27 protein-coding genes are annotated in these 24,010 nt (G+C 60.7%); 13 read left to right on the top strand and 14 right to left on the bottom strand.

Features of this window, described 5'->3' with window-relative positions; all coding sequences use genetic code 11:
- The first annotated feature begins 17 nt into the window (after positions 1-17).
- Together ACW9UO_RS08335 and rplQ are read left to right on the top strand one after the other, a co-directional pair.
- Positions 18-1,034, top strand: coding sequence for a DNA-directed RNA polymerase subunit alpha (locus tag ACW9UO_RS08335; protein WP_457088500.1), 1,017 nt, complete (start codon positions 18-20; stop codon positions 1,032-1,034).
- 133 nt (positions 1,035-1,167) lie between these two features.
- Positions 1,168-1,587: a 50S ribosomal protein L17 gene (rplQ, locus tag ACW9UO_RS08330; protein ID WP_457088499.1), complete on the top strand. Its 420-nt coding sequence runs from the start codon at positions 1,168-1,170 to the stop codon at positions 1,585-1,587.
- Between the two features lie 84 nt (positions 1,588-1,671).
- On the opposite strand, the gene ACW9UO_RS08325 is transcribed toward rplQ, so the two are convergent.
- A complete protein-coding gene (locus tag ACW9UO_RS08325; RefSeq protein WP_457088498.1) occupies positions 1,672-2,127 on the bottom strand; it encodes a host attachment family protein in 456 nt (151 codons plus the stop codon).
- Positions 2,128-2,130: 3 nt separating this feature from the next.
- Positions 2,131-2,343, bottom strand: coding sequence for a hypothetical protein (locus ACW9UO_RS08320; RefSeq protein ID WP_457088497.1), 213 nt, complete (start codon positions 2,341-2,343; stop codon positions 2,131-2,133).
- 128 nt (positions 2,344-2,471) lie between these two features.
- Between ACW9UO_RS08320 and ACW9UO_RS08315 the strand changes: the two genes are divergently transcribed.
- The 10 genes from ACW9UO_RS08315 (at position 2,472) to ACW9UO_RS08270 (ending at position 13,000) form a co-directional block, all read left to right on the top strand.
- Positions 2,472-3,875 carry a trypsin-like peptidase domain-containing protein gene (locus ACW9UO_RS08315; protein ID WP_457088496.1) on the top strand — a complete coding sequence of 468 codons (1,404 nt, stop codon included), beginning with the start codon at positions 2,472-2,474 and terminating at the stop codon, positions 3,873-3,875.
- Positions 3,876-3,879: 4 nt separating this feature from the next.
- A complete protein-coding gene (locus tag ACW9UO_RS08310) occupies positions 3,880-5,190 on the top strand; it encodes a replication-associated recombination protein A (protein WP_457088495.1) in 1,311 nt (436 codons plus the stop codon).
- 339 nt (positions 5,191-5,529) lie between these two features.
- Positions 5,530-5,907 carry a fluoride efflux transporter CrcB gene (gene crcB / locus ACW9UO_RS08305; RefSeq protein WP_457088494.1) on the top strand — a complete coding sequence of 126 codons (378 nt, stop codon included), beginning with the start codon at positions 5,530-5,532 and terminating at the stop codon, positions 5,905-5,907.
- Positions 5,904-6,950 (top strand): RluA family pseudouridine synthase, encoded by a 1,047-nt coding sequence (locus ACW9UO_RS08300; RefSeq protein WP_457088493.1) that lies wholly within the window; start codon positions 5,904-5,906, stop codon positions 6,948-6,950. Before crcB ends, ACW9UO_RS08300 begins: the two co-directional genes overlap by 4 nt.
- A complete protein-coding gene (locus tag ACW9UO_RS08295) occupies positions 6,947-7,621 on the top strand; it encodes an HAD-IA family hydrolase (RefSeq protein WP_457088492.1) in 675 nt (224 codons plus the stop codon). The genes ACW9UO_RS08300 and ACW9UO_RS08295 overlap by 4 nt, the downstream gene beginning before the upstream one ends.
- Positions 7,618-8,331, top strand: a complete 714-nt coding sequence (locus ACW9UO_RS08290) for an ATP12 family chaperone protein (RefSeq protein WP_457088491.1) — start codon at positions 7,618-7,620, stop codon at positions 8,329-8,331. The genes ACW9UO_RS08295 and ACW9UO_RS08290 overlap by 4 nt, the downstream gene beginning before the upstream one ends.
- A gap of 191 nt (positions 8,332-8,522) precedes the next feature.
- A complete protein-coding gene (locus tag ACW9UO_RS08285; protein WP_457088490.1) occupies positions 8,523-9,539 on the top strand; it encodes an amino acid ABC transporter substrate-binding protein in 1,017 nt (338 codons plus the stop codon).
- A 133-nt stretch (positions 9,540-9,672) separates the two neighbouring features.
- Positions 9,673-10,887, top strand: coding sequence for an amino acid ABC transporter permease (locus tag ACW9UO_RS08280; protein WP_457088489.1), 1,215 nt, complete (start codon positions 9,673-9,675; stop codon positions 10,885-10,887).
- Between the two features lie 29 nt (positions 10,888-10,916).
- The gene (locus ACW9UO_RS08275) at positions 10,917-12,212 is read left to right on the top strand and encodes an amino acid ABC transporter permease (protein ID WP_457088488.1); all 1,296 of its coding nucleotides are present in this window, start codon (positions 10,917-10,919) and stop codon (positions 12,210-12,212) included.
- Between the two features lie 38 nt (positions 12,213-12,250).
- A complete protein-coding gene (locus ACW9UO_RS08270) occupies positions 12,251-13,000 on the top strand; it encodes an amino acid ABC transporter ATP-binding protein (RefSeq protein ID WP_457088487.1) in 750 nt (249 codons plus the stop codon).
- A 239-nt stretch (positions 13,001-13,239) separates the two neighbouring features.
- Here ACW9UO_RS08270 and ACW9UO_RS08265 read toward each other — a convergent pair whose 3' ends face one another.
- From ACW9UO_RS08265 to rpmH, 12 genes are all read right to left on the bottom strand, one after another.
- The gene (locus tag ACW9UO_RS08265; protein ID WP_457088486.1) at positions 13,240-13,728 is read right to left on the bottom strand and encodes a SixA phosphatase family protein; all 489 of its coding nucleotides are present in this window, start codon (positions 13,726-13,728) and stop codon (positions 13,240-13,242) included.
- Complete coding sequence (locus ACW9UO_RS08260) at positions 13,713-14,423, bottom strand: ferredoxin (protein ID WP_457088485.1); 711 nt, start codon at positions 14,421-14,423, stop codon at positions 13,713-13,715. Before ACW9UO_RS08260 ends, ACW9UO_RS08265 begins: the two co-directional genes overlap by 16 nt.
- Positions 14,360-15,154: a sterol desaturase family protein gene (locus ACW9UO_RS08255; RefSeq protein WP_457088484.1), complete on the bottom strand. Its 795-nt coding sequence runs from the start codon at positions 15,152-15,154 to the stop codon at positions 14,360-14,362. The genes ACW9UO_RS08260 and ACW9UO_RS08255 overlap by 64 nt, the downstream gene beginning before the upstream one ends.
- Before the next feature lie 36 nt (positions 15,155-15,190).
- Positions 15,191-16,063 (bottom strand): acetylglutamate kinase, encoded by an 873-nt coding sequence (gene argB / locus ACW9UO_RS08250; RefSeq protein ID WP_457088483.1) that lies wholly within the window; start codon positions 16,061-16,063, stop codon positions 15,191-15,193.
- Between the two features lie 72 nt (positions 16,064-16,135).
- Positions 16,136-16,786 (bottom strand): ribosome biogenesis GTP-binding protein YihA/YsxC, encoded by a 651-nt coding sequence (gene yihA / locus ACW9UO_RS08245; RefSeq protein ID WP_457088625.1) that lies wholly within the window; start codon positions 16,784-16,786, stop codon positions 16,136-16,138.
- Entirely contained in the window at positions 16,786-17,529 is a 744-nt protein-coding gene (locus tag ACW9UO_RS08240) for an MOSC domain-containing protein (RefSeq protein ID WP_457088482.1), read from the bottom strand. Before ACW9UO_RS08240 ends, yihA begins: the two co-directional genes overlap by 1 nt.
- Positions 17,526-19,337: a membrane protein insertase YidC gene (gene yidC / locus ACW9UO_RS08235; protein WP_457088481.1), complete on the bottom strand. Its 1,812-nt coding sequence runs from the start codon at positions 19,335-19,337 to the stop codon at positions 17,526-17,528. The genes ACW9UO_RS08240 and yidC overlap by 4 nt, the downstream gene beginning before the upstream one ends.
- Before the next feature lie 177 nt (positions 19,338-19,514).
- Complete coding sequence (locus ACW9UO_RS08230) at positions 19,515-21,062, bottom strand: putative bifunctional diguanylate cyclase/phosphodiesterase (protein WP_457088480.1); 1,548 nt, start codon at positions 21,060-21,062, stop codon at positions 19,515-19,517.
- A gap of 66 nt (positions 21,063-21,128) precedes the next feature.
- Positions 21,129-22,007: a tRNA 2-thiocytidine(32) synthetase TtcA gene (gene ttcA / locus ACW9UO_RS08225; RefSeq protein ID WP_457088479.1), complete on the bottom strand. Its 879-nt coding sequence runs from the start codon at positions 22,005-22,007 to the stop codon at positions 21,129-21,131.
- A 114-nt stretch (positions 22,008-22,121) separates the two neighbouring features.
- Positions 22,122-22,343, bottom strand: coding sequence for a membrane protein insertion efficiency factor YidD (gene yidD / locus ACW9UO_RS08220; RefSeq protein WP_457088478.1), 222 nt, complete (start codon positions 22,341-22,343; stop codon positions 22,122-22,124).
- Complete coding sequence (gene rnpA / locus ACW9UO_RS08215) at positions 22,343-22,777, bottom strand: ribonuclease P protein component (protein WP_457088477.1); 435 nt, start codon at positions 22,775-22,777, stop codon at positions 22,343-22,345. Before rnpA ends, yidD begins: the two co-directional genes overlap by 1 nt.
- 20 nt (positions 22,778-22,797) lie before the next feature.
- Positions 22,798-22,932, bottom strand: a complete 135-nt coding sequence (rpmH, locus tag ACW9UO_RS08210) for a 50S ribosomal protein L34 (RefSeq protein ID WP_244685751.1) — start codon at positions 22,930-22,932, stop codon at positions 22,798-22,800.
- Between the two features lie 339 nt (positions 22,933-23,271).
- Between rpmH and ACW9UO_RS08205 the strand changes: the two genes are divergently transcribed.
- A complete protein-coding gene (locus ACW9UO_RS08205; RefSeq protein WP_457088624.1) occupies positions 23,272-24,009 on the top strand; it encodes a TVP38/TMEM64 family protein in 738 nt (245 codons plus the stop codon).
- Position 24,010 lies beyond the last annotated feature (1 nt).

Genomic DNA, 24,010 nt, shown 5'->3' with positions numbered 1-24,010 from the left:
CAGGAATGGAGGGACGCATGATCCACAAGAATTGGGCCGAGCTGATCAAGCCGACGCAGCTGGAGGTTCGCCCCGGCAATGACCCCTCGCGTCAGGCCACAGCCGTCGCCGAGCCTCTGGAACGCGGCTTCGGTCTTACCCTCGGCAACGCGCTGCGCCGCGTTCTTATGTCGTCGCTTCAGGGCGCCGCCATCACATCGGTTCAGATCGACAACGTGCTGCACGAGTTTTCGTCCGTGGCCGGTGTACGTGAAGACGTTACAGATATCGTGCTGAACCTCAAGGGCGTTGCCCTGCGCATGGAAGTCGAAGGGCCCAAGCGCCTGTCGATCAATGCAAAAGGTCCGGGTGTCGTCACCGCCGGTGACATCGCTGACAGCGCCGGTATCGAAGTGCTCAACAAGGACCATGTGATCTGCCACCTCGATGAGGGCGCGGATGTTTACATGGAACTGACCGTCAACGCCGGCAAAGGCTATGTCGCTGCCGACAAGAACAAGCCGGAAGATGCGCCGATTGGCCTGATCCCGATTGATGCGATCTATTCGCCGGTCAAAAAGGTGTCGTATGACGTGCAACCCACCCGTGAGGGCCAGGTTCTTGACTATGACAAGCTGACGCTGAAAATCGAAACCGACGGTTCGGTGACACCCGAGGATGCCGTGGCCTATGCTGCGCGTATTCTTCAGGACCAACTGTCGATCTTCGTGAACTTCGACGAGCCGGAATCGGCGACCCGTCAGGATGACGACGACGGTCTGGAATTCAACCCGCTGCTGCTCAAGAAAGTCGACGAGCTGGAGCTTTCGGTGCGTTCCGCCAACTGCCTGAAGAACGACAATATCGTGTATATTGGCGATCTCATCCAGAAGACCGAAGCCGAAATGCTGCGCACGCCGAACTTTGGCCGCAAATCCTTGAACGAAATCAAGGAAGTGCTGTCGGGCATGGGTCTGCACCTTGGCATGGACGTCGAGGATTGGCCGCCAGACAACATCGAAGATCTGGCGAAGAAATTCGAAGACGCGTTCTAAGACGTCTTCGTCGGGTGCGCAGTCCTTGCGCACCCACACCACCCGGGCAATCCAGCCCCAAGGAGAGCCGGCGACACGCATCACCGGCCAGACAAAGCAAAACCGCCCGTAGAGGGCACATCGGAGAATTATCATGCGTCACGCAAAAGGCTACCGCCGCCTCAACCGCACCCACGAGCACCGCAAGGCGCTCTTGTCCAACATGTCCGGCTCGCTCATCGAGCACGAGCAGATCAAAACCACCCTGCCGAAAGCCAAAGAGCTTAAGCGCACCGTGGAACGTCTGATCACTCTTGGCAAACGCGGCGATCTGCACGCCCGTCGTCAGGCCGCGTCGATGCTGAAAGAAGACAAGGACGTTGCGAAACTGTTCGAAGTCCTCGGCCCGCGCTATGCCGACCGTCAGGGTGGTTACACCCGCGTTCTGAAAGCCGGTTTCCGTTATGGTGACATGGCGCCGATGGCGATCATCGAGCTGGTGGACCGCGACGTTGACGCCAAAGGCGCAGCCGACAAGGCGCGCACCGCCGAGCTGGAAGCAGCCGACGAATAATAAAATATACTGTCTTCGAGGGACAGAAAAAGGCCAGCCCATCGGGGCTGGCCTTTTGCGTTTCAGGGGAGGGGCGGGGCCAAGTCAGGCCGCGTCGAGCTCTTTCTTGACCAGTTCCTCGATCTTGTTGACCGGGTGGTTGGTCAGCGTCTTTGGGATCTCGGCGATGATCTTGTCGGTCACTTCCTGATGCAATTCGGCCCGCAGGCTGCCCAGCACCTGCGGCGAGGCCACAAGGATGAGCCGGTCGAAATTGCCTTTGTGCGCCTCGCCATACAGTTTATCGGCCAGATCGGCGGCAAAGCGTTCCTTAGCCAGTTCATGCCAGTCGGTGTCATCCATCGCTGAAAGATGTCCCGGCCCATTGTCATGCATCCGGCCGGGGCGATTGGCGGATTGCGCGCGGTCTGACGGGTTGTCCTGTTCGTCCTTGTCGGTCACTTCCAGATGCGGGTCGTCGTGATCGGTCAGGTTTTGCAGAAACAGGGCTTTTTCGCTGTCGGCCACCACAATCCACGTTCCATTCTTGATCCGTGCCATCGCTTAACCTCCCTTGCTGTCGTCGTGTTTTTCTTCGGACTTGCGCACGCGGGTCACGCCGGGGCGGTCCTGCTCGGCGCGTTTGAGCATATCGCGGGTGCCCACCTGACGTTCCAGGTTGCCGTCGGCCCGGCCTTGTTGGCTTGGGGTGGGGGCGTCGTCGATGTACTCTTCGGTTTCGCGCACGCCGTCTTGGGATCTCTTGCGGTCTGCCATGGTAACCTCCTGATATTTACATTTACACGGCTCAACGCGCCGGGTGGGGGCGGGGTTCCGGTCTGGGTTGAAAGAGGCGGGGCGGACGGGCATATCAAGCCAAAGCCAGAGCCGAAAAAGGATCAACGATGCGTCTGATACTCGCCGTAGCCATCGCTTTGCTGTCCGCCGCCGCGCAGGCGGAGGAACTGGCCGAAATCCCGGCCGAAACCCGTGTGCCGCAGAGCCAGGCCGAGATTTCGCTGGGGTTTGCGCCGCTGGTCAAGCAGGCCGCGCCCGCCGTCGTTAACATCTATGCCCAGCAGGTCGTGGCCGAGCGCCGCAGCCCTTTTGCCGACGATCCGTTTTTCAGCGAGTTCTTTCGCGGCTTTGGGCAGGTCCGACCGCGGGTTGAAAATTCGCTTGGGTCGGGGGTGATCCTGTCGGACGATGGCATTGTGGTGTCAAACTATCATGTGATCGGGCAGGCGACGGACATTCGTGTCGTGCTCAACGATCGTCGCGAATTCAGCGCATCGGTGCTGTTGGCCGATGAGCAGAGCGACTTGGCGATTCTGCGGCTCGACGGTGCGCGTGATATGCCCCATCTGCCGCTGCGCGACAGTGATACGGTTGAGGTTGGCGAATTGGCCCTCGCCATCGGCAATCCCTTTGGCGTCGGCCAAACGGTGTCTTCGGGAATCGTGTCCGGCTTGGCGCGGTCCGGCATGGCGACGGGAAATATGCGCGGCTATTTCATCCAGACCGACGCGCCGATCAACCCCGGAAACTCTGGCGGGGCTCTGATTGATGTCGCGGGGCGGGTGATCGGCATCAACACCTCGATCCTGACCCGCTCGGGTGGCTCCAATGGCATCGGATTTGCCATTCCCGCCTCGCTTGTGGCGCAGTTTGTGGCGCAGGCGCGTGCGGGTCACACCCGGTTTCTGCGCCCATGGGCCGGGATCGACGGACAAGCGGTGGATGCGGACCTGTCCGACAGTCTCGGGCTGGCGCTGCCCGGTGGTGTGGTGATCGCGGACCTGCATCCTGCGAGCCCCTTTGCTGCGGCGGGTCTTGCGGTGGGGGACGTTATCCTGACGGTTGATGGCCAGCCGGTGAACACCCCGCCCGAGATGATTTTCCGCATGTCGGTGCGCGGCATCGGTGAAAGCGTTGCGGTGGGTTATGTCCACCGGGGGCGCACAGAGGAGGCCGATGTGCCGCTGATCGCGCCGCCAGACCTGCCGCCGCGCGAGGTGACTGTGCTCGACGAGGCGGCCTTGCTTGTGGGGCTGACGTTGGCACGGATCAACCCGGCGGTGCGCGATGAACTGGCGTTGAGCGCCGACCAAGAGGGCGTGATTGTGCTCGATCCGGGGGCGACGGGCGCGCGGCTGGGCCTGCGCGCGGGCGATATCATCGAGGCGATTGGCCGTGCCGGGATCGAAAACCCCAGCGACGTGGCCGAAATCTTGCCGCGGGTGACGGGCCGGGTGTCGATCCAGGTGCTGCGCGGCAATCGCCGCGTCGCGCTTCGGTTTCGGGTCTAAGCGGGTGGCGGATCTGTTTGACAGTTCGGCTTCCGCAGCCGAAAGCAACGCCCCGCGCCCCTTGGCCGACCGGTTGCGGCCTAAGGTGCTTGGCGAGGTGATCGGGCAGGCGCAGGTGCTTGGCCCCGAGGCCCCGCTTGGCGTGATGCTGAAGTCTGGCACGCTGTCGTCTTTGGTGTTCTGGGGGCCGCCGGGGGTGGGCAAAACCACCATCGCGCGGCTGTTGGCCGATGAAACCGAGCTGCATTTCGTGCAGATCAGCGCGATTTTCACCGGCGTTCAGGAGTTGCGCAAGGTGTTCGAGGCCGCCAAGCACCGCCGCGCCAATGGGCAGGGCACGCTTCTGTTCGTCGACGAGATCCACCGGTTCAACAAGGCGCAGCAGGACGGGTTTCTGCCGCATATGGAGGACGGCACGATCTTGTTGGTGGGGGCCACGACCGAGAACCCCTCGTTTGAGCTGAACGCCGCTTTGCTGAGCCGGGCGCAGGTGCTTGTGCTGACCCGGCTGGATCCGGAGGATCTGGAGCGGTTGGCGCAACGGGCCGAAACAGACATCGACCGACCCTTGCCGCTGGATGGTGCCGCGCGCGAGGCGTTGCTGGAGATGGCGGACGGCGACGGGCGCGCGCTGTTGAACCTGATTGAGCAGGTGATGGCCTGGAAGGTGGAGGGCAAGCTTGCGCCCAAGGCGCTGGCGGGGCGGCTGATGCGGCGGGCGGCGCAGTACGGCAAATCCGGCGATGCGCATTACAACTTGATTTCCGCGCTGCATAAATCGGTGCGCGGGTCCGATCCTGATGCGGCGCTGTATTGGTATGCGCGAATGCTCGAGGGCGGCGAAGACCCGCGGTATCTGGCGCGGCGGATCACCCGCATGGCGGTCGAAGATATCGGGTTGGCCGATCCACAGGCGCAGGCGGTGTGCCTGCAGGCATGGGAAACTTATGAGCGGCTGGGCAGCCCCGAGGGCGAATTGGCGATTTCGCAGGCGTTGATCTATATCGCTTTGGCTCCGAAATCGAACGCTGGTTATGTGGCGTATAAGGCGGCGCGCAAGGCGGCCAAAAGCACCGGATCAGAGCCGCCGCCCAAGCATATCCTGAATGCACCCACCAAGATGATGAAAGAGCAGGGGTATGGCGATGGCTATGCCTATGACCACGATGCCGAGGATGGCTTTTCAGGGCAGAATTACTTTCCCGATACCATGACGCGTCCGGTGATGTACCAGCCGGTCGAGCGCGGATTTGAGCGGGAATTGAAGAAGCGTGTGGATTATTTTGCCAAGTTGCGGGCCAAGCGCGGCGCGTAACGAAGGGCGCGGCCTGATCCATCAATGGATCAGTTCCGATCTGTTGACAGATCGGTTTGCGGTGCGAGAGGGGGAGCGTGTCGGGAAGCGAAGCGTGTCGGGAAGCGAAGCGTTGCCGAGTGCGCCTTCGATCGACACCGAAGGGAATAGCTGGATTGTTTGGCTGATTTGCGGGCTGGTGAGGTGGCTTATGTCCGGGCGCGGCCTGATCCATCAATGGATCAGCTCCGATCTGTTGACAGATCGGTTTCCGTCTCAACAGCTGCAACGTTGCGTGATCCGCGCTGCCGCGACATCCGCCCGCTTGACAACACCGCAGCCCCGCGCGACAGACGCCCGATGAGAGAAACCCTACTTCAAGTCGCCTTTGGCGGCGCAATCGGCGCGAGCGCCCGGTATCTTACCGGTGTGGCGGCGGTACGTGTCATGGGGCACGGCTTTCCCTGGGGCACAATGATCGTGAATATCGCAGGGTCTTTCCTTATGGGCACCCTTGTCGTGGCACTGGCGCATTTTCACGCCACCCGCTATGCACCGCTGCTGATGACCGGTATGCTTGGCGGCTTCACGACGTTTTCGGCGTTTTCGCTCGATGCGGTGGCGCTGTTTGAACGTGGGCAGGTGATGACCTCGGCACTGTATGTGATGGGGTCGGTTGGTTTGGCGATTGCGGCGCTTTTTGCCGGGATGATGGCAGCGCGGGGATATTTCGCATGAGTGGTGTACAAAAACAGATCGTGGCCGAGGGGGATGGCGATCAACGGATCGACCGTTGGTTGCGTCGGATTTATCCGAACCTGAGTCAGGGGCGGATCGAAAAGATGTGCCGCAAAGGCGAGCTGCGGCTGGATGGCGGGCGGGTGAAATCCTCGACCCGGATCGAGGCGGGGCAAGAGGTGCGCATTCCGCCGATTCCCGAGGACGAGATTGCCCGGCCCGCGCCCAAACCCGATATGGTGTCGCGCGCCGACGCCGAGATGATCCGCAGCTGTGTCATCTACAAGGATGACTTTCTTATCGCGATCAATAAGCCCGCCGGCCTGCCCACCCAAGGCGGCAGCAAACAGACGCGCCACGTGGATGGCATGGCCGAAGCCTTGCGCTTTGACAATGAGGACAAGCCGCGGCTGGTGCACCGGCTCGACAAAGATACTTCGGGCGTGCTTTTGCTGGCGCGCACACAAGAGATGGCACGGTTTCTGACCGCCGCGATGCGCCACCGCGAAACCCGCAAGATTTACTGGGCCGTCGTCGCTGGCGTGCCTGTGCCTTATCTCGGTGAAATCAAGTTTGGCCTGGTCAAGGCCGGCGGGCATGGCTCGCACGGTGAGGGTGAAAAGATGCGCGCGATCCACCCGCGCGAGGTTGAGAGCACGCCCGGTGCCAAGCGTGCGATCACGCAATATGCCACGCTGTACCGGGTCGCCAGTCGGGCCGCTTGGGTGGCGATGGAGCCGATCACCGGCCGCACGCACCAGCTTCGGGCGCATATGGCCGAGATTGGCCACCCGATTGTCGGCGATGGCAAATATGGCGGCTCGGGTCAGGAAAACATGGGCGATGGCTGGGGCGCAAAGCTGGGCGGGATCATCTCGAACAAGCTGCACCTGCATGCCCGCACCATGAGCTTTGAGCACCCCAAGACCCGCAAGCTGCTGAAAATCACGGCACCGCTGCCAGAGCACATTGCGCATACCTTCGATACCTTCGGCTGGACCGAAGACCTGGCCGATGAGGATCCCTTTGAGGCGCTGCAATGAGCGACTTGCGACTGGTGATCTTTGACGTCGACGGCACGCTGGTCGACAGCCAGGCCGACATCGTGCGGGCGATGGACGCGGCGTTTTCCGCGCTGGGGCTGACAGCGCCTGCGCGCGCCGATATCCTGTCGATTGTCGGGCTGTCGCTGGACGAGGCGATGGCGCGGCTGGCGCCTGATCTTGCGTCTGAGAAACGCGCTGTGCTGGTGCAGGGTTACAAGGATGCCTATGCCAGCCACCGCGACACCATGGGCCACAGTTCGCCGCTGTATCCCGGCGTGCAGGCGGTGCTGGCCGAGCTGGGCGCGCGCGATAACGTGCTGCTTGGCATCGCCACCGGAAAATCCCGCCGCGGGTTGACCGCGCTGTTGCAGGCGCATGGATTGGAGCGGGTTTTCGTGACTGAACAGGTGTCGGATTTCCATCCGTCCAAGCCGCATCCTGCGATGCTTGAGGCCGCTTTGGCCGAAGCGGGCGTTGCGGCGCGCGACGCGGTGATGGTGGGCGACACCAGTTATGACATGGATATGGCCCGGGCCGCCGGGATCTATGGCATCGGCGTGAGCTGGGGCTATCACCCGCGCGCGGCGCTGACTTCGGCGGGCGTGGTTCTTGACGATATGGCGGAATTGCCAGCGCTGCTGAGCGCAAGATGGGGTGCACACGCATGACCGAGTGGAAAGCCAAACGATTCTGGAAGCAGACCGAAATTCAGCCCGGCGACGGCGGATTTGGCGTGGCGCTGGATGGCAAACCGGTGAAAACACCGGCAAAGGCAGCGCTTTTGCTGCCTACAGAGGCATTCGCCGAAAAAGTGCGCGACGAATGGGAGGCGATCGAAGAAAAGATCGACCCTCGGGTGATGCCCTTTACCCGCACCGCCAATGCCGCCATCGACAAAGTCGCGATCCAGAAGGCCGAAGTGGCTGATATGATTGCAGATTACGGCGGAACCGACTTGTTGTGCTATCGCGCGGACTCACCTGCTGAGCTGCGTGACCGTCAGAATGCCGCTTGGGATCCGCTGCTTGATTGGGTGGCAGACACCTATGGCGCGCGGCTCGCGGTCACCGAAGGCGTGATGCCTTTGGCGCAGGATCCGGCGGCTTTGACCCCGCTGCGCCAAGCGGTTCATCAGTGCTCTGACTTCGAATTGGCCGCGCTGCATGATTTGGTGGCGCTTTCCGGGTCTTTGGTGATCGGATTGGCGGCAGCGCAAGACCGGGACACGCCCGAGGCGCTGTGGCAGACCTCGCGCATTGATGAGCTCTGGCAGGAAGAGCAGTGGGGTGAGGACGAAGAGGCACAGAATCACAGCGCTTTGAAGCGCAGTTCTTTTTTGCACGCGGCGCGGGTGTGGCAGCTGTCGCGCATATCGTGACCCTGCGTCATCGACCGGTTTTTACCAAGCATTCAAGGTAAATTGCCGAGCCGAGGCTTGACGTTTCTTCCGAATTCCGCCCACACTTACGCCTGTTGGGGGACGTAGTATTCCCGCAGATGCGAAACCGGTCCTCACGCCGGAGAGACCGTTTCGATAGAGCGGCTCAAAAAAAACAGGAAGAGGTAATCATGAATAAATCCGTATTTCTTGGCGCGCTTACTGTCGCCGGTCTTGCTGCTGGCGCTGCCGCAGCGGGCACGCTGGACGACGTAAAGGCCCGCGGCAAGCTTAACTGCGGTGTGACCACCGGTCTGGTGGGCTTTGCCGCACCCGACGCCAATGGCAACTGGGAAGGCTTCGACGTTGGCGTTTGCCGCGCTGTTGCTGCTGCTGTTCTCGGCGATCCCACCGCTGTTGAATTCGTGCCGACAACCGGCAAGACGCGCTTTACCGCGCTGTCCTCCGGCGAAATCGACGTTCTGGCGCGTAACACCACCTGGACGTTCGAGCGCGACGTGAACCTGAAGTTCGAATTCATCGGCATCAACTACTATGATGGCCAAGGCTTTATGGTTCCCAAAGAGCTGGGCGTCTCCTCGGCCAAGGAACTCGACGGCGCGACCGTCTGCATTCAGACCGGCACCACGACCGAGCTGAACCTCGCAGACTTCTTCCGCAAGAACGGCATCAGCTATGAGCCGGTTCCGATCGAAACCAACGCCGAAGCGCAGCCGCTGTATCTGGAAGGCGCATGTGACGTCTATACCACCGATGCATCGGGTCTGGCCGCGACTCGTGCCGCGTTTGAAAACCCCGGCGATCACGTTGTTCTGCCGGAAATCATCTCCAAAGAGCCGCTCGGCCCGCTTGTTCGCCACGGCGACAGCGACTGGGGTGACGTGGTTCGCTGGACTTTGAACGCACTGATCGCAGCCGAAGAACTGGGTGTGACATCGGCCAACATCGAAGAACTGATGGCTGGCACCGACAACCCCGAAGTGAACCGTTTGCTCGGCACCGAAGGCAGCCTTGGCGAAATGCTGGGTCTTGACGCTGGCTGGGCCGCAAACGCGATCAAAGTCGGTGGCAACTACGGCGAATTGTTTGAAAAGAACATCGGTGAGAAAACCCCGATTGGTCTGTCGCGTGGTCTGAACGCACAATGGACCGATGGCGGCCTGCTTTACTCGCCCCCGTTCCGCTAAACCATTCCAGCCAAGGGCGCGGTATAATCCGCGCCCTTGGTGTTTCTGAACACTAAAATTTTCCGTCTTACGGCAGCAGAGCGGGCCAACCGCCAGCCGAACTATGATGCGGAAACCTCAGGGATCAAATAATATGTCGACCTTCTCCGACCCTCCGGCGGAGTCGTTCCGGCTATCGCAGCTGATCAACGACACCCGCTATCGATCCGTCACCTTCCAGTTCATCGCGCTGATCCTGTTGATCGTGGCAATGGCCTACTTGGGTCTGAACCTGGTTCAGAACCTTGCCGCCGCTGGCCTCAACCTGTCTTATGGGTTTCTGGGCGATCCTGCGGGATATGATATCAACCAGACCCTGATCGAGTATGACAGCCAGTCAAGCCATTGGCGCGCCGCGGTTGTGGGTGTGCTGAACACGCTGCTGGTGGCCGTTCTGGGCTGTATCACGGCCACGATCATTGGCGTGTTTGTGGGCGTCCTGCGCCTGTCGCCGAACTGGCTGGTGCGCAAGCTGATGTCGGTTTACGTCGAAATTTTCCGCAACGTTCCGGTGCTGATCTGGATCCTGATCATCATGGCGGTGTTTGTTGCGGTGCTGCCGCAACCGCGCGATTTCCGGGGCGAGACGCCGGAGGCTTCCATGGTTTGGGATGCCTTCGCCTTTACCGGACGCGGGTTCTATTCGCCGCTGCCGATCTTTGAGCAGGGCTCTTGGCCCATCGTTCTGGTGTTCTTTGCCTCGCTGGTCGGCATCTTCTTTTACCGCCGCTATGCCACCAAGAAACTGTTTGACGAAGGCGTGTTGCTGCCAACCCTCTGGCCGACCATCGCCTTGTTCTTTGTGCCGACAATTCTGGTGTTCTTTCTCACCGGCATGCCGATGTCGCTGGAGTATCCCGCACTGAAGGGGTTCAACTTCCAGGGCGGCATCTTTATGCGCAACTCACTGATTTCGCTGTGGTTTGCCCTGTCGATCTATACGGCGGCTTTCATTGCGGAGAACGTGCGCGCCGGCATCCTTGCGGTCAGCAAAGGCCAGACCGAGGCTGCGGCCTCATTGGGACTGCGCCCCAACCGGATCATGAACCTCGTGGTTCTGCCGCAGGCGTTGCGGGTGATCATCCCGCCGCTGATCTCGCAATATCTGAACCTGACCAAGAATTCGTCGCTGGCCATCGCCGTCGGCTATATGGATCTGACCGGAACGCTGGGCGGCATCACGCTGAACCAGACCGGGCGCGCCATTGAATGCGTGTTGTTGCTGATGCTGTTCTATCTCACGATCTCGCTCGGGATCTCGACGATCATGAACATCTACAACAACGCCGTTAAGTTGAAGGAGCGCTGAGCAATGGTCGGTCCAAAGGAGTGCAACCAATGAGTGACATGCACGCACATTCCGTCGCTTATGTTCGCGAAACCATGCTGCCCGAGCAAGAGCCTCCGGGCTCTGAGGTTGGCGTCGTCCACTGGATGCGGGAGAACCTGTTTAAAGGGTGGTTCAACACCATTCTGACGCTGCTGGCGATCTTCGTGATCTACAAAATCCTCGCCGGGGCGCTGCCATGGTTTCTTGGCGGGATCTGGACAACCAATTCGCTGGCCGAGTGCCGCGAGATTCTGCAAGGCACGACGGGGGGCTGTTTTTCGGTCCTGACCGAGCGCTGGAACCAACTGCTGTTCGGCTTTAAATACCCGCAGGATCAATACTGGCGCATCGTTCTGGCCTTTGTTCTGCTGATCGTCGCGGCGGCTCCGGTGCTGTTCAACAATCTGCCGCGCAAGATGATGATCGTAACCGGGCTGTTTCCTTTCGTCGCCTTCTGGCTGATCTGGGGCGGCACGATCATTGCACCCTTGGTGGCGCTGTTGGGCTTCGTTTTCGGCTATATCGCCTTCAAAAAAGTTGAGCATCAGAGCTTTGCCATGGGCGCGCTGGCCTTTGTCTTCGCCGCTGCGGTGACGTGGTTCCTTGGCGGTTTTGCCACCGCTTCGGCACCCACGTTTGTCGCGCTCGAGTTTGTGGCCTCGCGCGATATGGGCGGCTTCATGCTGAACATGATCCTCGGCGTGGTCTGCGTCTCGCTGTCCCTGCCGATCGGCATCGTTTTGGCGCTGGGCCGGCAATCGGACATGCCGATCATCAAGTGGATCTGCGTGGTCTTCATCGAGTTCATCCGGGGCGTGCCGCTGATCACCTTGCTGTTCGTGGCGAACGTGGTTCTGGCCTACTTCCTGCCGCCGGGCACCAACTTTGACCTGATCATTCGCGTCATCATCATGATCACCGCCTTCTCCTCGGCCTATATCGCCGAGGTGATCCGGGGCGGGCTGGCGGCCCTGCCGCGCGGCCAATACGAGGCGGCAGATTCGCTGGGCCTCGACTATGCCCAGGCGACCCGGCTGATCATCATGCCGCAAGCGCTCAAGATCTCGATCCCCGGCATCGTCAACGTGGCGGTAGGCCTGTTCAAAGACACCACACTGGTCTCGGTGATTTCGATGTTCGATCTTGTCGGCATGATCCGCGGCCCGATCCTGGCGTCGACCGAATGGAACGGCGTGTACTGGGAGCTGTGGAGCTTTGCGGTCCTGCTGTTCTTCATCGTTTGCTACTCGATCTCGCAATACTCACAATGGTTGGAGCGTGAGCTTCAGACCGATCACCGTTAAGAAAGGGTTTGGACATGGCTCAACCTGCACAGACTTAGATGCAAATCTCGAACGAAGTCGCGATTCAGATCGAGAATATGAACAAGTGGTACGGCACCTTCCATGTGCTGCGCGACATCGACCTGACCGTCAATCGGGGCGAGCGGATCGTGATTGCCGGGCCGTCTGGTTCGGGTAAATCCACGCTGATCCGCTGTATCAACGCGCTGGAGGAACACCAGAAAGGTTCGATCACCGTTGATGGCACCATCTTGTCGTCGGACCTTAAGAACATCGATAAGATCCGCTCAGAAGTCGGCATGGTGTTCCAGCACTTCAACCTGTTTCCGCATCTGACGATCCTTGAAAACTGTACGCTCGCGCCGATCTGGGTGCGTAAAACGCCCAAGAAGGAAGCCGAGGAAATCGCGATGCATTTCCTGCGCAAGGTGAAGATTCCCGAGCAGGCCAACAAGTATCCCGGCCAGCTTTCGGGCGGTCAGCAGCAGCGGGTGGCGATTGCGCGGTCGCTTTGCATGAAGCCGCGGATCATGCTGTTTGACGAACCGACATCGGCGCTTGACCCCGAGATGATCAAGGAAGTGCTCGATACCATGGTGTCGCTGGCCGAAGAGGGCATGACCATGCTCTGCGTGACCCACGAAATGGGCTTTGCGCGGCAGGTCGCGAACCGGGTGATCTTTATGGACGCCGGGCAGATCGTCGAACAGAACGAGCCGGAAGAGTTCTTTAACAATCCGCAGAACGAGCGGACGAAGCTGTTCCTGAGCCAGATCCTCGGGCACTGATCTTTAGGACTTCGGAGGCGCCCCTGCGGGAAACTGCGGGGGCGTTTTCTATTTCACCGCTTGCGAAGCCGCGCAACGTCGGGCCGTGGTGCGGCGATCCGACGGCGGTGTTGGGCCGTTTATACTGGCATCTGTCTCGTGACCGCGGACCGGCACGCCGGCGGCAGCCAAATCGCCGTGCCAAGGGGCGGCCCGACGATGCGCGGCGGGCGCTGCCCGCTGGTAACGCGCGGGGTGGATTACATGAGGTCGCGGGGGACGGTGAAGTCGACTGCCGTGCCGGTGCCGAAGGTGATTTCGTTCCAAGCCGCCGGGAACTCCGCCACCAGCGTCGCGCCGGTTGGGCAATCCGCGAATCTCGGATGATCCGGCGCGGCGCTCACCAACTGCCGGGCGAACTCTGCGATACCGGGGTTGTGGCCGATCATCAGCACCGTGGCACCGCGCGCCTGTCGCAACTCGTCCAGCATCGTTCCAGCATCCGCCAGATACAGCGCAGGCGTGAAGCGCACCGGACAGTCCAGCGCCAACCCGGCAAAGGTCTCGCGCGTGCGCGTTGCATCGGAACTGATCGCCGCATCCGGCACATGGCCTTCGCGGCGCAGCCAATCGCCCAGCACCTCGGCCGACCGCTGGCCACGGGCATTCAGCCCTCGGGCATGGTCGTCTTGCCACGGCGAATCCCAGTCGGATTTGGCGTGGCGCATCAGGATCAGTCGGAGGGCCATGACGGGTGAAAGCTCCTCATGTGGAAGGCCGATTGCGCCTCGGCGCGGCCATAAGATTGCGACACAGGACAGACCCGGCGTACCGCGCAGCCCCGCGTCATGCAATCCCGGCCTTGGCGCGTGTCGAGGTAATCCTTGCACATGGGCACATCATAGGCCCGACCCGCCCCAAGCGCGCCCACCGGACAGGCAGTCAGGCAGGGCTTGTCGCATCCGTCGCAAGGGCAGGGGGGCGGAGGCGGCAGGTCAACGCGTCCGGCCAGCGCCAGCGCGCCACGAAACGACACCATCAGCCCGGCCCGGTCATGCACCAAGATGCCGGCGGGCGAATTCCACACCCGGCCGGTGGCCTTGGCCCAAGCGATGAACGGCGCATACGGCGGGCCGTCGGATGGGAAGACCGCGCGTGCCCCCAAGTCGGCCGCCCAGCCGCCGAGAACCCGCTTTGACCAGCGGTCCAAAGGATCGGATAAACCGTCGGAAAACTCGGGGCTGGCCTGAAACGCAGGCCAAAACGCCGGTTCCGCCGGGCCGATCATCAACAGCGTACCGCAGCCGTCGGGCGCGGCGTCGTTTGCCGTTGGATGAAAGCCACCCAGAATGCGCAGATGCCGCGCCTGCGCCTCGGCCTCTAGCGTTTGGTAAACGGCAGCCACAGGCTCCACCCCAAGCGTTTGGGGCGGTCGTCCTGCCATTCGAGCCCGATGGTCATATCATCATGCCCGGCCTCGGGCTGGGCAATATAAGTGCCAAACAGATGGTCCCAGATTGACAGCGAAAAGCCGTAGTTGCTGTCATGTTCATGACGGTGGATCGAATGATGCACCCGGTGCATGTCGGGCGTCACCAGAACCCGGCGCAGCACCGCGTCAAACCCAAGCGGCAGGCGCAGGTTGGCGTGGTTGAACATCGCGGTGCCGTTCAGCAGCACCTCAAAGATCAGCACGGCCATCGCCGCCGGACCCAAGAGATAAACCAGCCCGATCTTAAGCAGCATCGACAGCGCGATCTCAACCGGGTGAAAACGGATCGCGGTGGTCACGTCAAACTCGACGTCGGCATGGTGCACCCGGTGCAGCCGCCACAGCAACGGCACCTTGTGGGTGATCAAATGTTGCAGCCAGATAGCAAAATCGAGGATCAGGATCGCCAGCAGGAATTCAATCCAGCCGGGCCAACCCACCAGATTGAACAGCCCCCAGCCTTGCGCCTCGGCGTCCAGCGCGGCCCCGACGGCCAGCAGCGGCAGCCCAAAGGCCAAAGCCCGCAGCGCCAGCGTGTTTGCGATGGTGATGCCCCAATTGGTAAACCACCGCTGGCCGCGCCCATGTTTGCGGGCGCGACGGGGGGCAATGGCCTCGGCCACGGCCAAAACGGTGAACAGCCCGGCGAAAACCCCGAGCCTTATGAGCGCTTCATTCTCCATGCGGGGCAATATATGCCATGCGCGGAATGTAACAACTCACGTCTTGGGCACATCGCGGATCAGCGACCCGGCACCATGTTCGGTGTACAGCTCGAGTAGGCAGGCATTCGGCGCCCGTCCGTCGAGGATCACCACAGCCCGCACGCCACGATTGATGGCGTCGAGCGCGGTTTCGGTCTTGGGAATCATGCCACCGGCAATCACGCCGTCGATTGTCATGTCGCGGATTTGGGCGGCGGTCAGTTCGGTCACCACCTCGCCCTCGGCGTTCTTGACGCCCGCGACATCGGTCAACAGCAGCAACCGGTCGGCCGTAAGCGCGCCAGCGATGGCACCCGCCGCGGTATCGCCGTTGATATTGAAGGTCTCACCGTTGCGACCGGCCCCCAAGGGCGCGATCACCGGGATGGTGTTGGAGCGGAACATATCGTGCAGAACGGCGGTGTTGATCTGATCAGGGGTGCCGACAAAGCCAAGCTCGGCGTTGGTCTGCTCGCAGACAATCAGGTTGGCGTCTTTGCCCGACAGGCCCACGGCCTTGCCGCCCTGCGCGTTGATCGCCTGAACAATCCGCTTGTTCACAAGGCCCGAGAGCACCATTTCGACGACTTCAACTGTGGCCTTATCGGTCACACGCTTGCCATTCACAAAGCTCGATTCGATGCCGAGTTTGTCGAGCATCGCATTGATCATCGGGCCGCCGCCGTGCACCACGACCGGGTTCACCCCGACTTGCTGCATCAGCACGACGTCGCGGGCGAATTCCTCCATCGCCTCATCGCTGCCCATGGCGTGACCGCCAAGCTTGATGACAACGATGGCATCGGTGTAGCGCTGCAAGTAGGGCAGGGCTTGTGACAACGTGCGGGCAGTGGCGATCCAATCGCGATTCATATCCTGAGTTCTCATTTCTCATCCCTCTTGAACCGCTGTTATCCCAAGCGGACCGACACGGTGCAAGCGGTTAGCAAGGTCTCTGTATCAGATCAGGTTGGCAATGATCGCCCGGAGCGTTTCGATCCCGTCGCCCTTTTCGGACGAGGTCACCACGATCTCGGGATAGGCTGCCGGGTGGGCGGAAAGCCGTTTGCGCACCTGTTCGAGCACCTTTTCGCGCTCTTCCGCTTTGACCTTGTCGGCCTTGGTCAGCACGGCTTGAAAGGTCACGGCGCTTTTGTCGAGCAAGCTCAGGATTTCATCGTCGACCGATTTGATCCCATGGCGCGCGTCGATCAACACAAACGCCCGGCGCAGGCCCTGACGGCCCGACAGGTATTGCTTGAGCAGGCGTTGCCATTTTTCCACCACGGCCAGCGGGGCATTGGCATAACCATAGCCGGGCAGGTCGACGAGGTAATGGCTTTCGGCGAGGGTGAAAAAGTTAATCTCTTGCGTCCGCCCCGGCGTGTTCGACGCGCGGGCGATGCCCTTGCGGCCGGTCAACGCATTGATCAGCGTAGATTTTCCGACGTTTGAGCGGCCCGCAAAGCAGACTTCGATCCGCTCATCTGGCGGCAGACCGGACATGGCAACCACGCCTTTGAGAAAGTCTTTTTCGCCCGCAAAGAGCAAGCGGCCCTTTTCGCGGGAGAAGTCGTCGGGCTCTTCGACGATAGGGAATGGCAATTGCATCATGCACGTCCGATCTTGTCACCAACGGCGATCTCGCCGCTGTCTATTATTTCTGCCATCACGCTGAAATCGCGGTGATCCCAGCTGTCGAGCGCAGCCAGAATATCCGCGTCGCGCGCCCCGGTTTCCGGGTTGGCGTGTGTGGCGAGGCACCGGCCTGTCCGTTCGCGCGGGATGACGATTGCTGTGCCAATCCGTACTTCGCGGTCGATCCAGTCAAACTCTTCCCAAGGGACGAGGCCGTCAAACCAGATATTGCCGCGCCAGCGATGGATCGACAAGTCGCGCCCGTTTCGCTGTGACACCGCCCGGTGTGAGGCCATGTTGCACAGCGTCACCGAGGGAAAATCGCTGTCCGTCATGCCGCGCGTCGCCGCCCGCACCACCCGCGCCGAGACGGCACGGTTTTCCGGCATCAGGGGGCGGGTCCACTCGATCAGCTTGTCGCCTTCGGTATCGGGGCGAAACCGCAATTCGCCAAGCTTGGGGTGGGTGAGGGTCACCGTTTCGGTGGCCTCATCCAGCGTTGCGGCCATCGCTTGCAGTTGGGGCACCTTGGCCCCGCGGGTAAAGTTGCGGCAGTGGGCCCATTCCGACCCATCCGCGTCGGATGCGTCATGTGCCACGGCCCAAAGCCGGTCCCATGGCAGGGTTTGCCCAGCCGTCAAAGCGACGCGAGCCACGGCCTCTCGGCCATGGCTCTTGATCGGGTACCGTAGAATGTCGGTGATCCGTCCTGTCATTTTTTGGCGTCCGCAGCCTTCTTCTTGTTTTTACCGAGGATATTTCCGAACAGGTCCGGTTTGTATCCGTGGCTGCGCATAATCAGGTACTGTTGGCTGAACGTGATCGTGTTGTTCGCAATCCAGTACACCACCAGCCCGCTGGCAAAGCTGCCGAGCATGAACATGAACACCCAAGGCATCCAGGCAAAAATCATCTGTTGCGTCGGATCGGTGGGGGCCGGGTTCAGCTTTTGCTGGAGGTACATCGAGATGCCCAGAAGCAGCGGCAGGATGCCGATGAAGACCAGCGCAAGGATCGATCCGGGCTCGGGCGTGCCCCAGGGCAGAAGGCCCCAGAGGTTATAAAGCGACGAGGGGTCGGGCGCGGACAGGTCATTGATCCAGCCGATCCAAGGCGCATGGCGCAGTTCGAGCGTGACGAAAATCACCTTGTAGAGCGAGAAGAAGATCGGGATTTGCAGAAGGATCGGCAGACAGCCAGAGGCCGGATTAACCTTTTCCTTCTTGTAGAGCGCCATCATCTCTTGCTGCATCTTCTGACGGTCGTCGCCAGCGCGTTCCTTGAGCTTTTCCATCTCTGGCTGAAGCTCGCGCATTTTGGCCATCGACGCATAGGATTTATAGGCCAGCGGGAACAGCAGCGCCTTGATCAGGAAGGTCAGGCCGATGATCGCCCAGCCCATGTTGCCGATCAGCTGGTTGAGCCAGTGCAGCACCGAAAAGATCGGCTTGGTCAGGAAGAAGAACCAGCCCCAGTCGATCGAATCGACAAAGCCTTCGACGCCTGCGTCTTGGTATTCACGAATGGTTTCCCATTCTTTGGCACCGGCAAAAAGCTGTGTGGTCACTGTGATTTCGTCACCCGGCGCGATGCTTTGCGTCGAAAGCACGACCTCGGTTTGATAGATGCCGCGGCGGGCGTCGTATTTGGCGACCGATTTGAATGCGTCGCCGGGTGAGGGCACCAGAGCGGACATCCAGTAGTGGTCGGTGAAGCCGATCCAGCCGTTGCTGGTGACTTGGGTGACTTCGGCCTGCGCGCCTTCACGCGGGTCGACGTCGAAATCGGTCATGTCGCTGTAGTCGATTTCGCTCAGCTCACCGTCGGTCATGGCCACAACGCCTTCGTGCAAGACGAAGAAGTTTTTCAGGTCTTCGGGTTCGCCGTGACGCGCCAGAATGCCGTAGGGGGCCATAGAGACTGTTCCCGCAGCGGCGTTCTTCACCTTCTGCGTGATGGTGAACATATAGTCGGCGTCCACCGAAACCTCGCGGAGGAAGGTCAGGCCCTTGCCGTTGTCCCAGCTGAGGGTGACGGGGCTTGTCTCGGTGAGTGTTGCGCCGGGCGCGATTTGCCATTCGGTGTTGGGGCCGGGCACATCTTCGGCACCAAGGCCCTGACCGGGGGCCCAGCCATACAGAGCGTAATAGGCACCGGACTGGCCGACCGGCTTGAGCAGGCTCACAATCGGCGCGCCGTCATCCAATGTTTCACGATAATCCTTAAGCGCCAGCGTGTCGATCCGCCCGCCAAGAGCCGAAATGCTGCCGGAAAGGCGCGCAGTTTCGATTGTGATTCGTGGGGAATCCGCCGCGGTATCTACCGTGGCCTCCGTCGCCGGGGTCGTTCCCGGTGCCGCGAGGGGAGTGTCAGCCACCGGGCCGCCACCCGTCACGGCTTCGGTCTGCGCGGGCGCAGGGTTAATCACCTCCGGTTCCGGGGGCGGGAAGAGTACGAACCAGATCAGGATCACGACGAAGCTGAGCGCAGTTGCGAGGATGAGGTTCTTGTTCTGATTGTCCATGAGGGACCGCCACCTGTCCTTTGAGTATCAGGCCGGGTTCAACCCTTGCGCGGCCCAAAGGTCAAGGGCAGAGTGGCATATTCCCTTGAACTGCGGCTAATCGTGACCATTCGTTTCCTTCCGAAGGCTTCTCTGCGGCAAATGGGGCGCGCCTAAAGGACCTTGGCTGCATCGTTATTATGCCGAACCGGGCAAAGGGGTGATCTGCGGCGGCTTGACGATCCGCGCGTTATGTTCGGAAATCCACGCGCGAAGGTTATCCGTCGGCATCGGCACCGCGATCCCGAACCCTTGAACGTGGCCGCAGCCGAGTTGTGACAGCAGGGTGTTCTCACCCACCGTTTCAACCCCCTCAGCCAAGGTTTCCAACCCCAGCTTTTCGGCCATAGTCAGGATCGTGGTGACCATGCGCTGTTGATCTGGATCGGTATCGCATTTGACGACAAATGACCGATCAATCTTGAGCCGGTCGACCGCGAATCGGCGCAGGCTGGTGATCGAGGCGTGGCCCGTGCCAAAATCATCAAGATCAATCGTGCAGCCCAATCCGGCAAGGGCGGTGATGTTGCGTGTCACGACGTCATCGGGGGTGCCCGCAACCACATGTTCCAAAATCTCAATCGTAAGACGGTCTGGCGAGAGGTTGAAACGATCAACCTCCCAAGCGATGCGTTGCGCCAAGCGGGGATTGCGCAGCTCAGCCTCGGTGAAATTCACCCCGATCTGGGGGATATATACTCCGTCACGCTCAAAATCTCGGAGAGTGGTGAGGGCATGAAACAGCACCACCTCGCCAAGTCGGCCAGTCAAACCGGCTGCCTCAAGGGCGGGCAAAAATTCGGCGGGAGAAATCAGGCCGCGCACCGGGTGCTGCCATCGCGCCAAGGCCTCCAACCCGGTGATTTGGCCGGTTTCCGTAGAAATTTGGGGCTGATACCAAGGCTGTATCTGGCCGTCTTCCAAAGCGCGCGCCGCTTCGTCTAGAAGGGCAACCTTGCGGGACCGATTGCGCAAAAGGTCGGGCGAAAAGGCACGGATCGCGCCTGGGCCATGTTTTCGAGCTTCATCGAGCGCGGCAGCCGTGGCGTCGATCCATGCCGCGGCATCAGTCTGTGGCACGCGGGCGGCCAAGCAGAACCCGATTGAGGCTGAGACATACACCGGTGCCCGATCAATGCGCACCGGGTCGTCCATCTCAGCTTGCAGTCGGGCGGCCATCTGTACTGCCGATTCGAGGTCGATGCGTCGGATCGGATCCAAAACCACGGCAATCCGCCAATCCCCCAGGCGGACGAACATATCATTGCCCCGCATCGATGCACGCAGCCGCGTCGCCAGCGTATCGAGCACGCGATCACAGGCCCCCACACCGAATCGTTCGGTTAGTGTAGCGGTATCGTCGACTTCGATCATAAAGCAGGCCGACGTTCGGCCGCTTGCGCGACAGTCATTCAGAATGGCGGCTGTGCGGTCGGTAAACCCCTCGCGCAATTCCAGTCCGGTGATCGGATCCGTGGTGGCCGGGCTGGCCCCGGCGGCCCCAATCATCACCGACAGCCAAATCAGCGGAACGCCGATAGCGAAAGCCGCGAGCATCGGTTCGCCGCCCAGCCAATATCCCCCCAGCGCAAGGGCTGGAAACAGGACGGGCAGCAGCGCGCTGATCGTCAAATCTTGCACAAAGCGACGTGGCGCGCGGGGCAATTGCAGGGTCGTGACCGGCATGTATATTCCGTCCAAGCTAGTAATTCACTTGGCGGTCAACTTAGGGGGTCAACAATAACTCAGGCGTTAACGCAGGTCAGGAGTACTGCAAGAACTTATTTCGAATTTTTCGGATTTTCTTTCCAACCCGGCAAAATCGAAAAGCTCCGGATCGAGCAAATGCGAGGGGCGAGCGTTCATCAAAGAGCGGAACATCACCTGCCGACGACCGGGGCTGTTCTTCTCCCAGCCATCAAGGATTTGCTTGACCTGCTGGCGTTGAAGCCCGTCCTGCGAACCGCAAAGATCGCAGGGAATAATAGGATAGTTCAAGGACTTGGAGAATTTCTCACAATCGGCCTCAGCAACAAAAGACAGCGGGCGATAGAGAAAGAGATCACCCTCTTCGTTGACCAGTTTCGCCGGCATTGTCGCCAATCGACCGCCGTGAAAGAGGTTCATGAAAAAGGTTTCAAGAATGTCATCGCGGTGGTGACCCAGCACCACGGCAGAGCAGCCCTCTTCGCGGGCGATGCGATACAGATTACCGCGTCTCAAACGGGAACAAAGCGCGCAATAGGTGCGCCCGGCGGGCACCTTTTCTTTAACAATTGAGTAAGTATCCTGATATTCGATCCGATGCGGGACACCCATCTTTTTCAGGAATTCCGGCAGCACAGTCGCCGGGAAATTCGGTTGCCCTTGGTCGAGGTTGCACGCCAGAAGATCGACCGGCAACAGCCCGCGCCACTTCAATTCATAGAGCACCGCCAGCAGGGTATAGCTGTCTTTGCCGCCGGACAGGCAGACCAGCCATTTAGGGCGCGTTTCGCCACGTTCGACCATACCGTATTGCTCGATGGCTTCACGGGTCTGACGCACGATTCGCTTGCGCAGCTTCTTGAACTCGGTCGTCGAAGGCGCATTGGCGAAAAGCGGGTGAATATCGTCTGTGGTGTCATACATGGCGCGGGTTTAGGCCTGTGTTGGGTATGTGGCAAGCGTCTGAATCATTGTTCGGAGCGGGAGCTGATCCATCGATGGATCGGTGCTGATCTGGTGCCAGATCAGGCGCGTGCCTCAATCGGGCACATTGTCGATGCCACCCTTACCCCAGGGATGACAGCGCAGAATCCGGCGCAGTGCCAGCCATGAACCGCGAAAAGCGCCATGCTTTTCAAGCGCTTCCATCGCATAGGCCGAACAGGTGGGGTGATAGCGACAGTTGTGCCCGACCCAAGGCGAAAAGATCAGGCGATAGGCGCGGACGGGGAGGGACACAACATAGGCCAGAGGGCGCATCACCGGCCCCCATGCACCTTGCGCAGCGCATAGCGCAGATCGTTCTGTAAATCTTGAAAATCGCGCGCGGCTGTGTCGCCGGATTTGCCAATCAAGACATAATCCCAGCCGGGTTGGCCGCTTTCAGAGAGAATCAGCCGGGCAATTTCGCGCAAACGGCGCTTGGCGCGGTTGCGGGCAACGGCATTGCCGACCTTTTTGGAGCAGGTGTAGCCCACGCCAATCGCCGCGTCGTCATCGCGTCGGTCGTGGGCCTGCAACAAAAACCCGCCGGTGCCCTGTCTGCGGGCACGCGCAGCAGCAAGGAACGCCTTTCGCTTGGCAAGAACTCTGAGCTCACGGCCCGATTTGAGCTCTGGACATGACGAAACCGCCGGGGCATGGGTTCCCCTTGTGGCATCGCTGCCAATATCGGGGGCCTCCGGCGGTGTCATTCTGTCAAGTCGGTAAGAGCTTATGCGCTCAGCGACTTACGACCGCGTGCACGGCGCGCATTGATGATCTTGCGACCAGCTTTGGTGGCCATACGCGACCGGAATCCATGGCGCCGTTTGCGCACGAGGTTCGAGGGTTGATAGGTGCGTTTCATCGCTCCGTCTCCGATTTCGGGGCCAAAACTGGCCTTTCTGGGCCGCACACCATCTCGGGTCACGCGGATTCGCGTGCGGCGGCAAACTGAAGCCCGGTCTATAGGGGCCGGGCGCGGGCAAGTCAAACCCCGACAAGGGGCTTTGAGCCGGGTCTGCAACATTTTTTGTCGCAGGGGGTGCGAAATGTTTCATTTCCGCGCTTTGGGCGCGGAAACCCTGCCATTCCTCTCACCTTGCATCAACCGGGCGTGATCGCGCTCGGCATGGGCTGGTCGCGGCCACATGTTTTAATCACAAACAAGACGCCAGCCACAGGAAACCCAGATAGAATGACCGATATGACATCTCCTTCGTCCTCATCAGAGACCCGCCCCGGCCTGATCCGCCACCTGCCGCTGATTGCCATCGTGGCGGCAGCGATTATCGGATTCTTTACCCTTCGCGATTATCTCAGCTTCGAGACATTAAGGGAAAACCGCGACCTGCTGCTCGGCTGGCGGGACAGCAACTACGTGCTGATGGCGCTGGCGTTTGTCGCCATCTACATCACCATCGTCGCCTTTTCACTGCCCGGCGCGGCGGTGGCCTCGGTCACGGGCGGGTTCCTTTTTGGGCTGGCGGCGGGCTCTGCGTTCAACGTGACGGCCGCGACCATCGGCGCAACGGCGATCTTTCTCGCCGCACGTTGGGGGCTGGGCGCGTCACTGACGGCCAAGCTGGAATCCTCTGAAGGTACGGTCCGCAAGATCAAGGAAGGCCTGCGCGACAACGAGATCAGCGTGCTTTTGCTGCTGCGCCTTGTGCCCGCAGTGCCGTTCTTTGTGGCCAACCTATTGCCAGCGCTTGTTGGGGTGAAATTCCGGAATTTCGTTTGGACGACAGCGGTGGGAATCATCCCCGGTGCCATCGTCTTTACCTCAATCGGTGTGGGCCTCGGCGCGGTGTTCGACCGTGGCGAAAGCCCCGATCTCAGCCTGTTGTGGGAGCCGCATATCCTCGGCCCACTGCTCGGACTTTCCGTGCTTGCCGCACTGCCCATCGTGATCCGCGCCATTCGCGGCAAGAAAGAGATTTGAG

It is taken from the genome of Marinovum sedimenti (assembly GCF_054052205.1).
The sequence above is the reverse complement of the archived record's forward strand: the minus strand, read 5'-3'. Positions and strand labels throughout refer to the sequence as shown.

Coding starts and splice junctions, on each gene's coding strand:
- rplQ (WP_457088499.1), top strand. CDS start 1,168: ATGCGTCACGCAAAAGGCTACCGCCGCCTCAACCGCACCCACGAGCAC.
- ACW9UO_RS08280 (WP_457088489.1), top strand. CDS start 9,673: ATGTCGACCTTCTCCGACCCTCCGGCGGAGTCGTTCCGGCTATCGCAG.
- ACW9UO_RS08275 (WP_457088488.1), top strand. CDS start 10,917: ATGAGTGACATGCACGCACATTCCGTCGCTTATGTTCGCGAAACCATG.
- yidD (WP_457088478.1), bottom strand. CDS start 22,343: ATGCGCCCTCTGGCCTATGTTGTGTCCCTCCCCGTCCGCGCCTATCGC.
- ACW9UO_RS08315 (WP_457088496.1), top strand. CDS start 2,472: ATGCGTCTGATACTCGCCGTAGCCATCGCTTTGCTGTCCGCCGCCGCG.
- ACW9UO_RS08240 (WP_457088482.1), bottom strand. CDS start 17,529: ATGACAGGACGGATCACCGACATTCTACGGTACCCGATCAAGAGCCAT.
- ACW9UO_RS08300 (WP_457088493.1), top strand. CDS start 5,904: ATGAGTGGTGTACAAAAACAGATCGTGGCCGAGGGGGATGGCGATCAA.
- ACW9UO_RS08335 (WP_457088500.1), top strand. CDS start 18: ATGATCCACAAGAATTGGGCCGAGCTGATCAAGCCGACGCAGCTGGAG.
- rpmH (WP_244685751.1), bottom strand. CDS start 22,932: ATGAAACGCACCTATCAACCCTCGAACCTCGTGCGCAAACGGCGCCAT.
- yidC (WP_457088481.1), bottom strand. CDS start 19,337: ATGGACAATCAGAACAAGAACCTCATCCTCGCAACTGCGCTCAGCTTC.
- ACW9UO_RS08205 (WP_457088624.1), top strand. CDS start 23,272: ATGACATCTCCTTCGTCCTCATCAGAGACCCGCCCCGGCCTGATCCGC.
- ACW9UO_RS08325 (WP_457088498.1), bottom strand. CDS start 2,127: ATGGCACGGATCAAGAATGGAACGTGGATTGTGGTGGCCGACAGCGAA.
- ACW9UO_RS08230 (WP_457088480.1), bottom strand. CDS start 21,062: ATGCCGGTCACGACCCTGCAATTGCCCCGCGCGCCACGTCGCTTTGTG.
- ACW9UO_RS08290 (WP_457088491.1), top strand. CDS start 7,618: ATGACCGAGTGGAAAGCCAAACGATTCTGGAAGCAGACCGAAATTCAG.
- ACW9UO_RS08270 (WP_457088487.1), top strand. CDS start 12,251: ATGCAAATCTCGAACGAAGTCGCGATTCAGATCGAGAATATGAACAAG.
- ACW9UO_RS08295 (WP_457088492.1), top strand. CDS start 6,947: ATGAGCGACTTGCGACTGGTGATCTTTGACGTCGACGGCACGCTGGTC.
- ACW9UO_RS08265 (WP_457088486.1), bottom strand. CDS start 13,728: ATGGCCCTCCGACTGATCCTGATGCGCCACGCCAAATCCGACTGGGAT.
- ttcA (WP_457088479.1), bottom strand. CDS start 22,007: ATGTATGACACCACAGACGATATTCACCCGCTTTTCGCCAATGCGCCT.
- ACW9UO_RS08255 (WP_457088484.1), bottom strand. CDS start 15,154: ATGGAGAATGAAGCGCTCATAAGGCTCGGGGTTTTCGCCGGGCTGTTC.
- yihA (WP_457088625.1), bottom strand. CDS start 16,786: ATGCAATTGCCATTCCCTATCGTCGAAGAGCCCGACGACTTCTCCCGC.
- ACW9UO_RS08260 (WP_457088485.1), bottom strand. CDS start 14,423: ATGGCAGGACGACCGCCCCAAACGCTTGGGGTGGAGCCTGTGGCTGCC.
- rnpA (WP_457088477.1), bottom strand. CDS start 22,777: ATGACACCGCCGGAGGCCCCCGATATTGGCAGCGATGCCACAAGGGGA.
- crcB (WP_457088494.1), top strand. CDS start 5,530: ATGAGAGAAACCCTACTTCAAGTCGCCTTTGGCGGCGCAATCGGCGCG.
- ACW9UO_RS08285 (WP_457088490.1), top strand. CDS start 8,523: ATGAATAAATCCGTATTTCTTGGCGCGCTTACTGTCGCCGGTCTTGCT.
- ACW9UO_RS08320 (WP_457088497.1), bottom strand. CDS start 2,343: ATGGCAGACCGCAAGAGATCCCAAGACGGCGTGCGCGAAACCGAAGAG.
- argB (WP_457088483.1), bottom strand. CDS start 16,063: ATGAGAACTCAGGATATGAATCGCGATTGGATCGCCACTGCCCGCACG.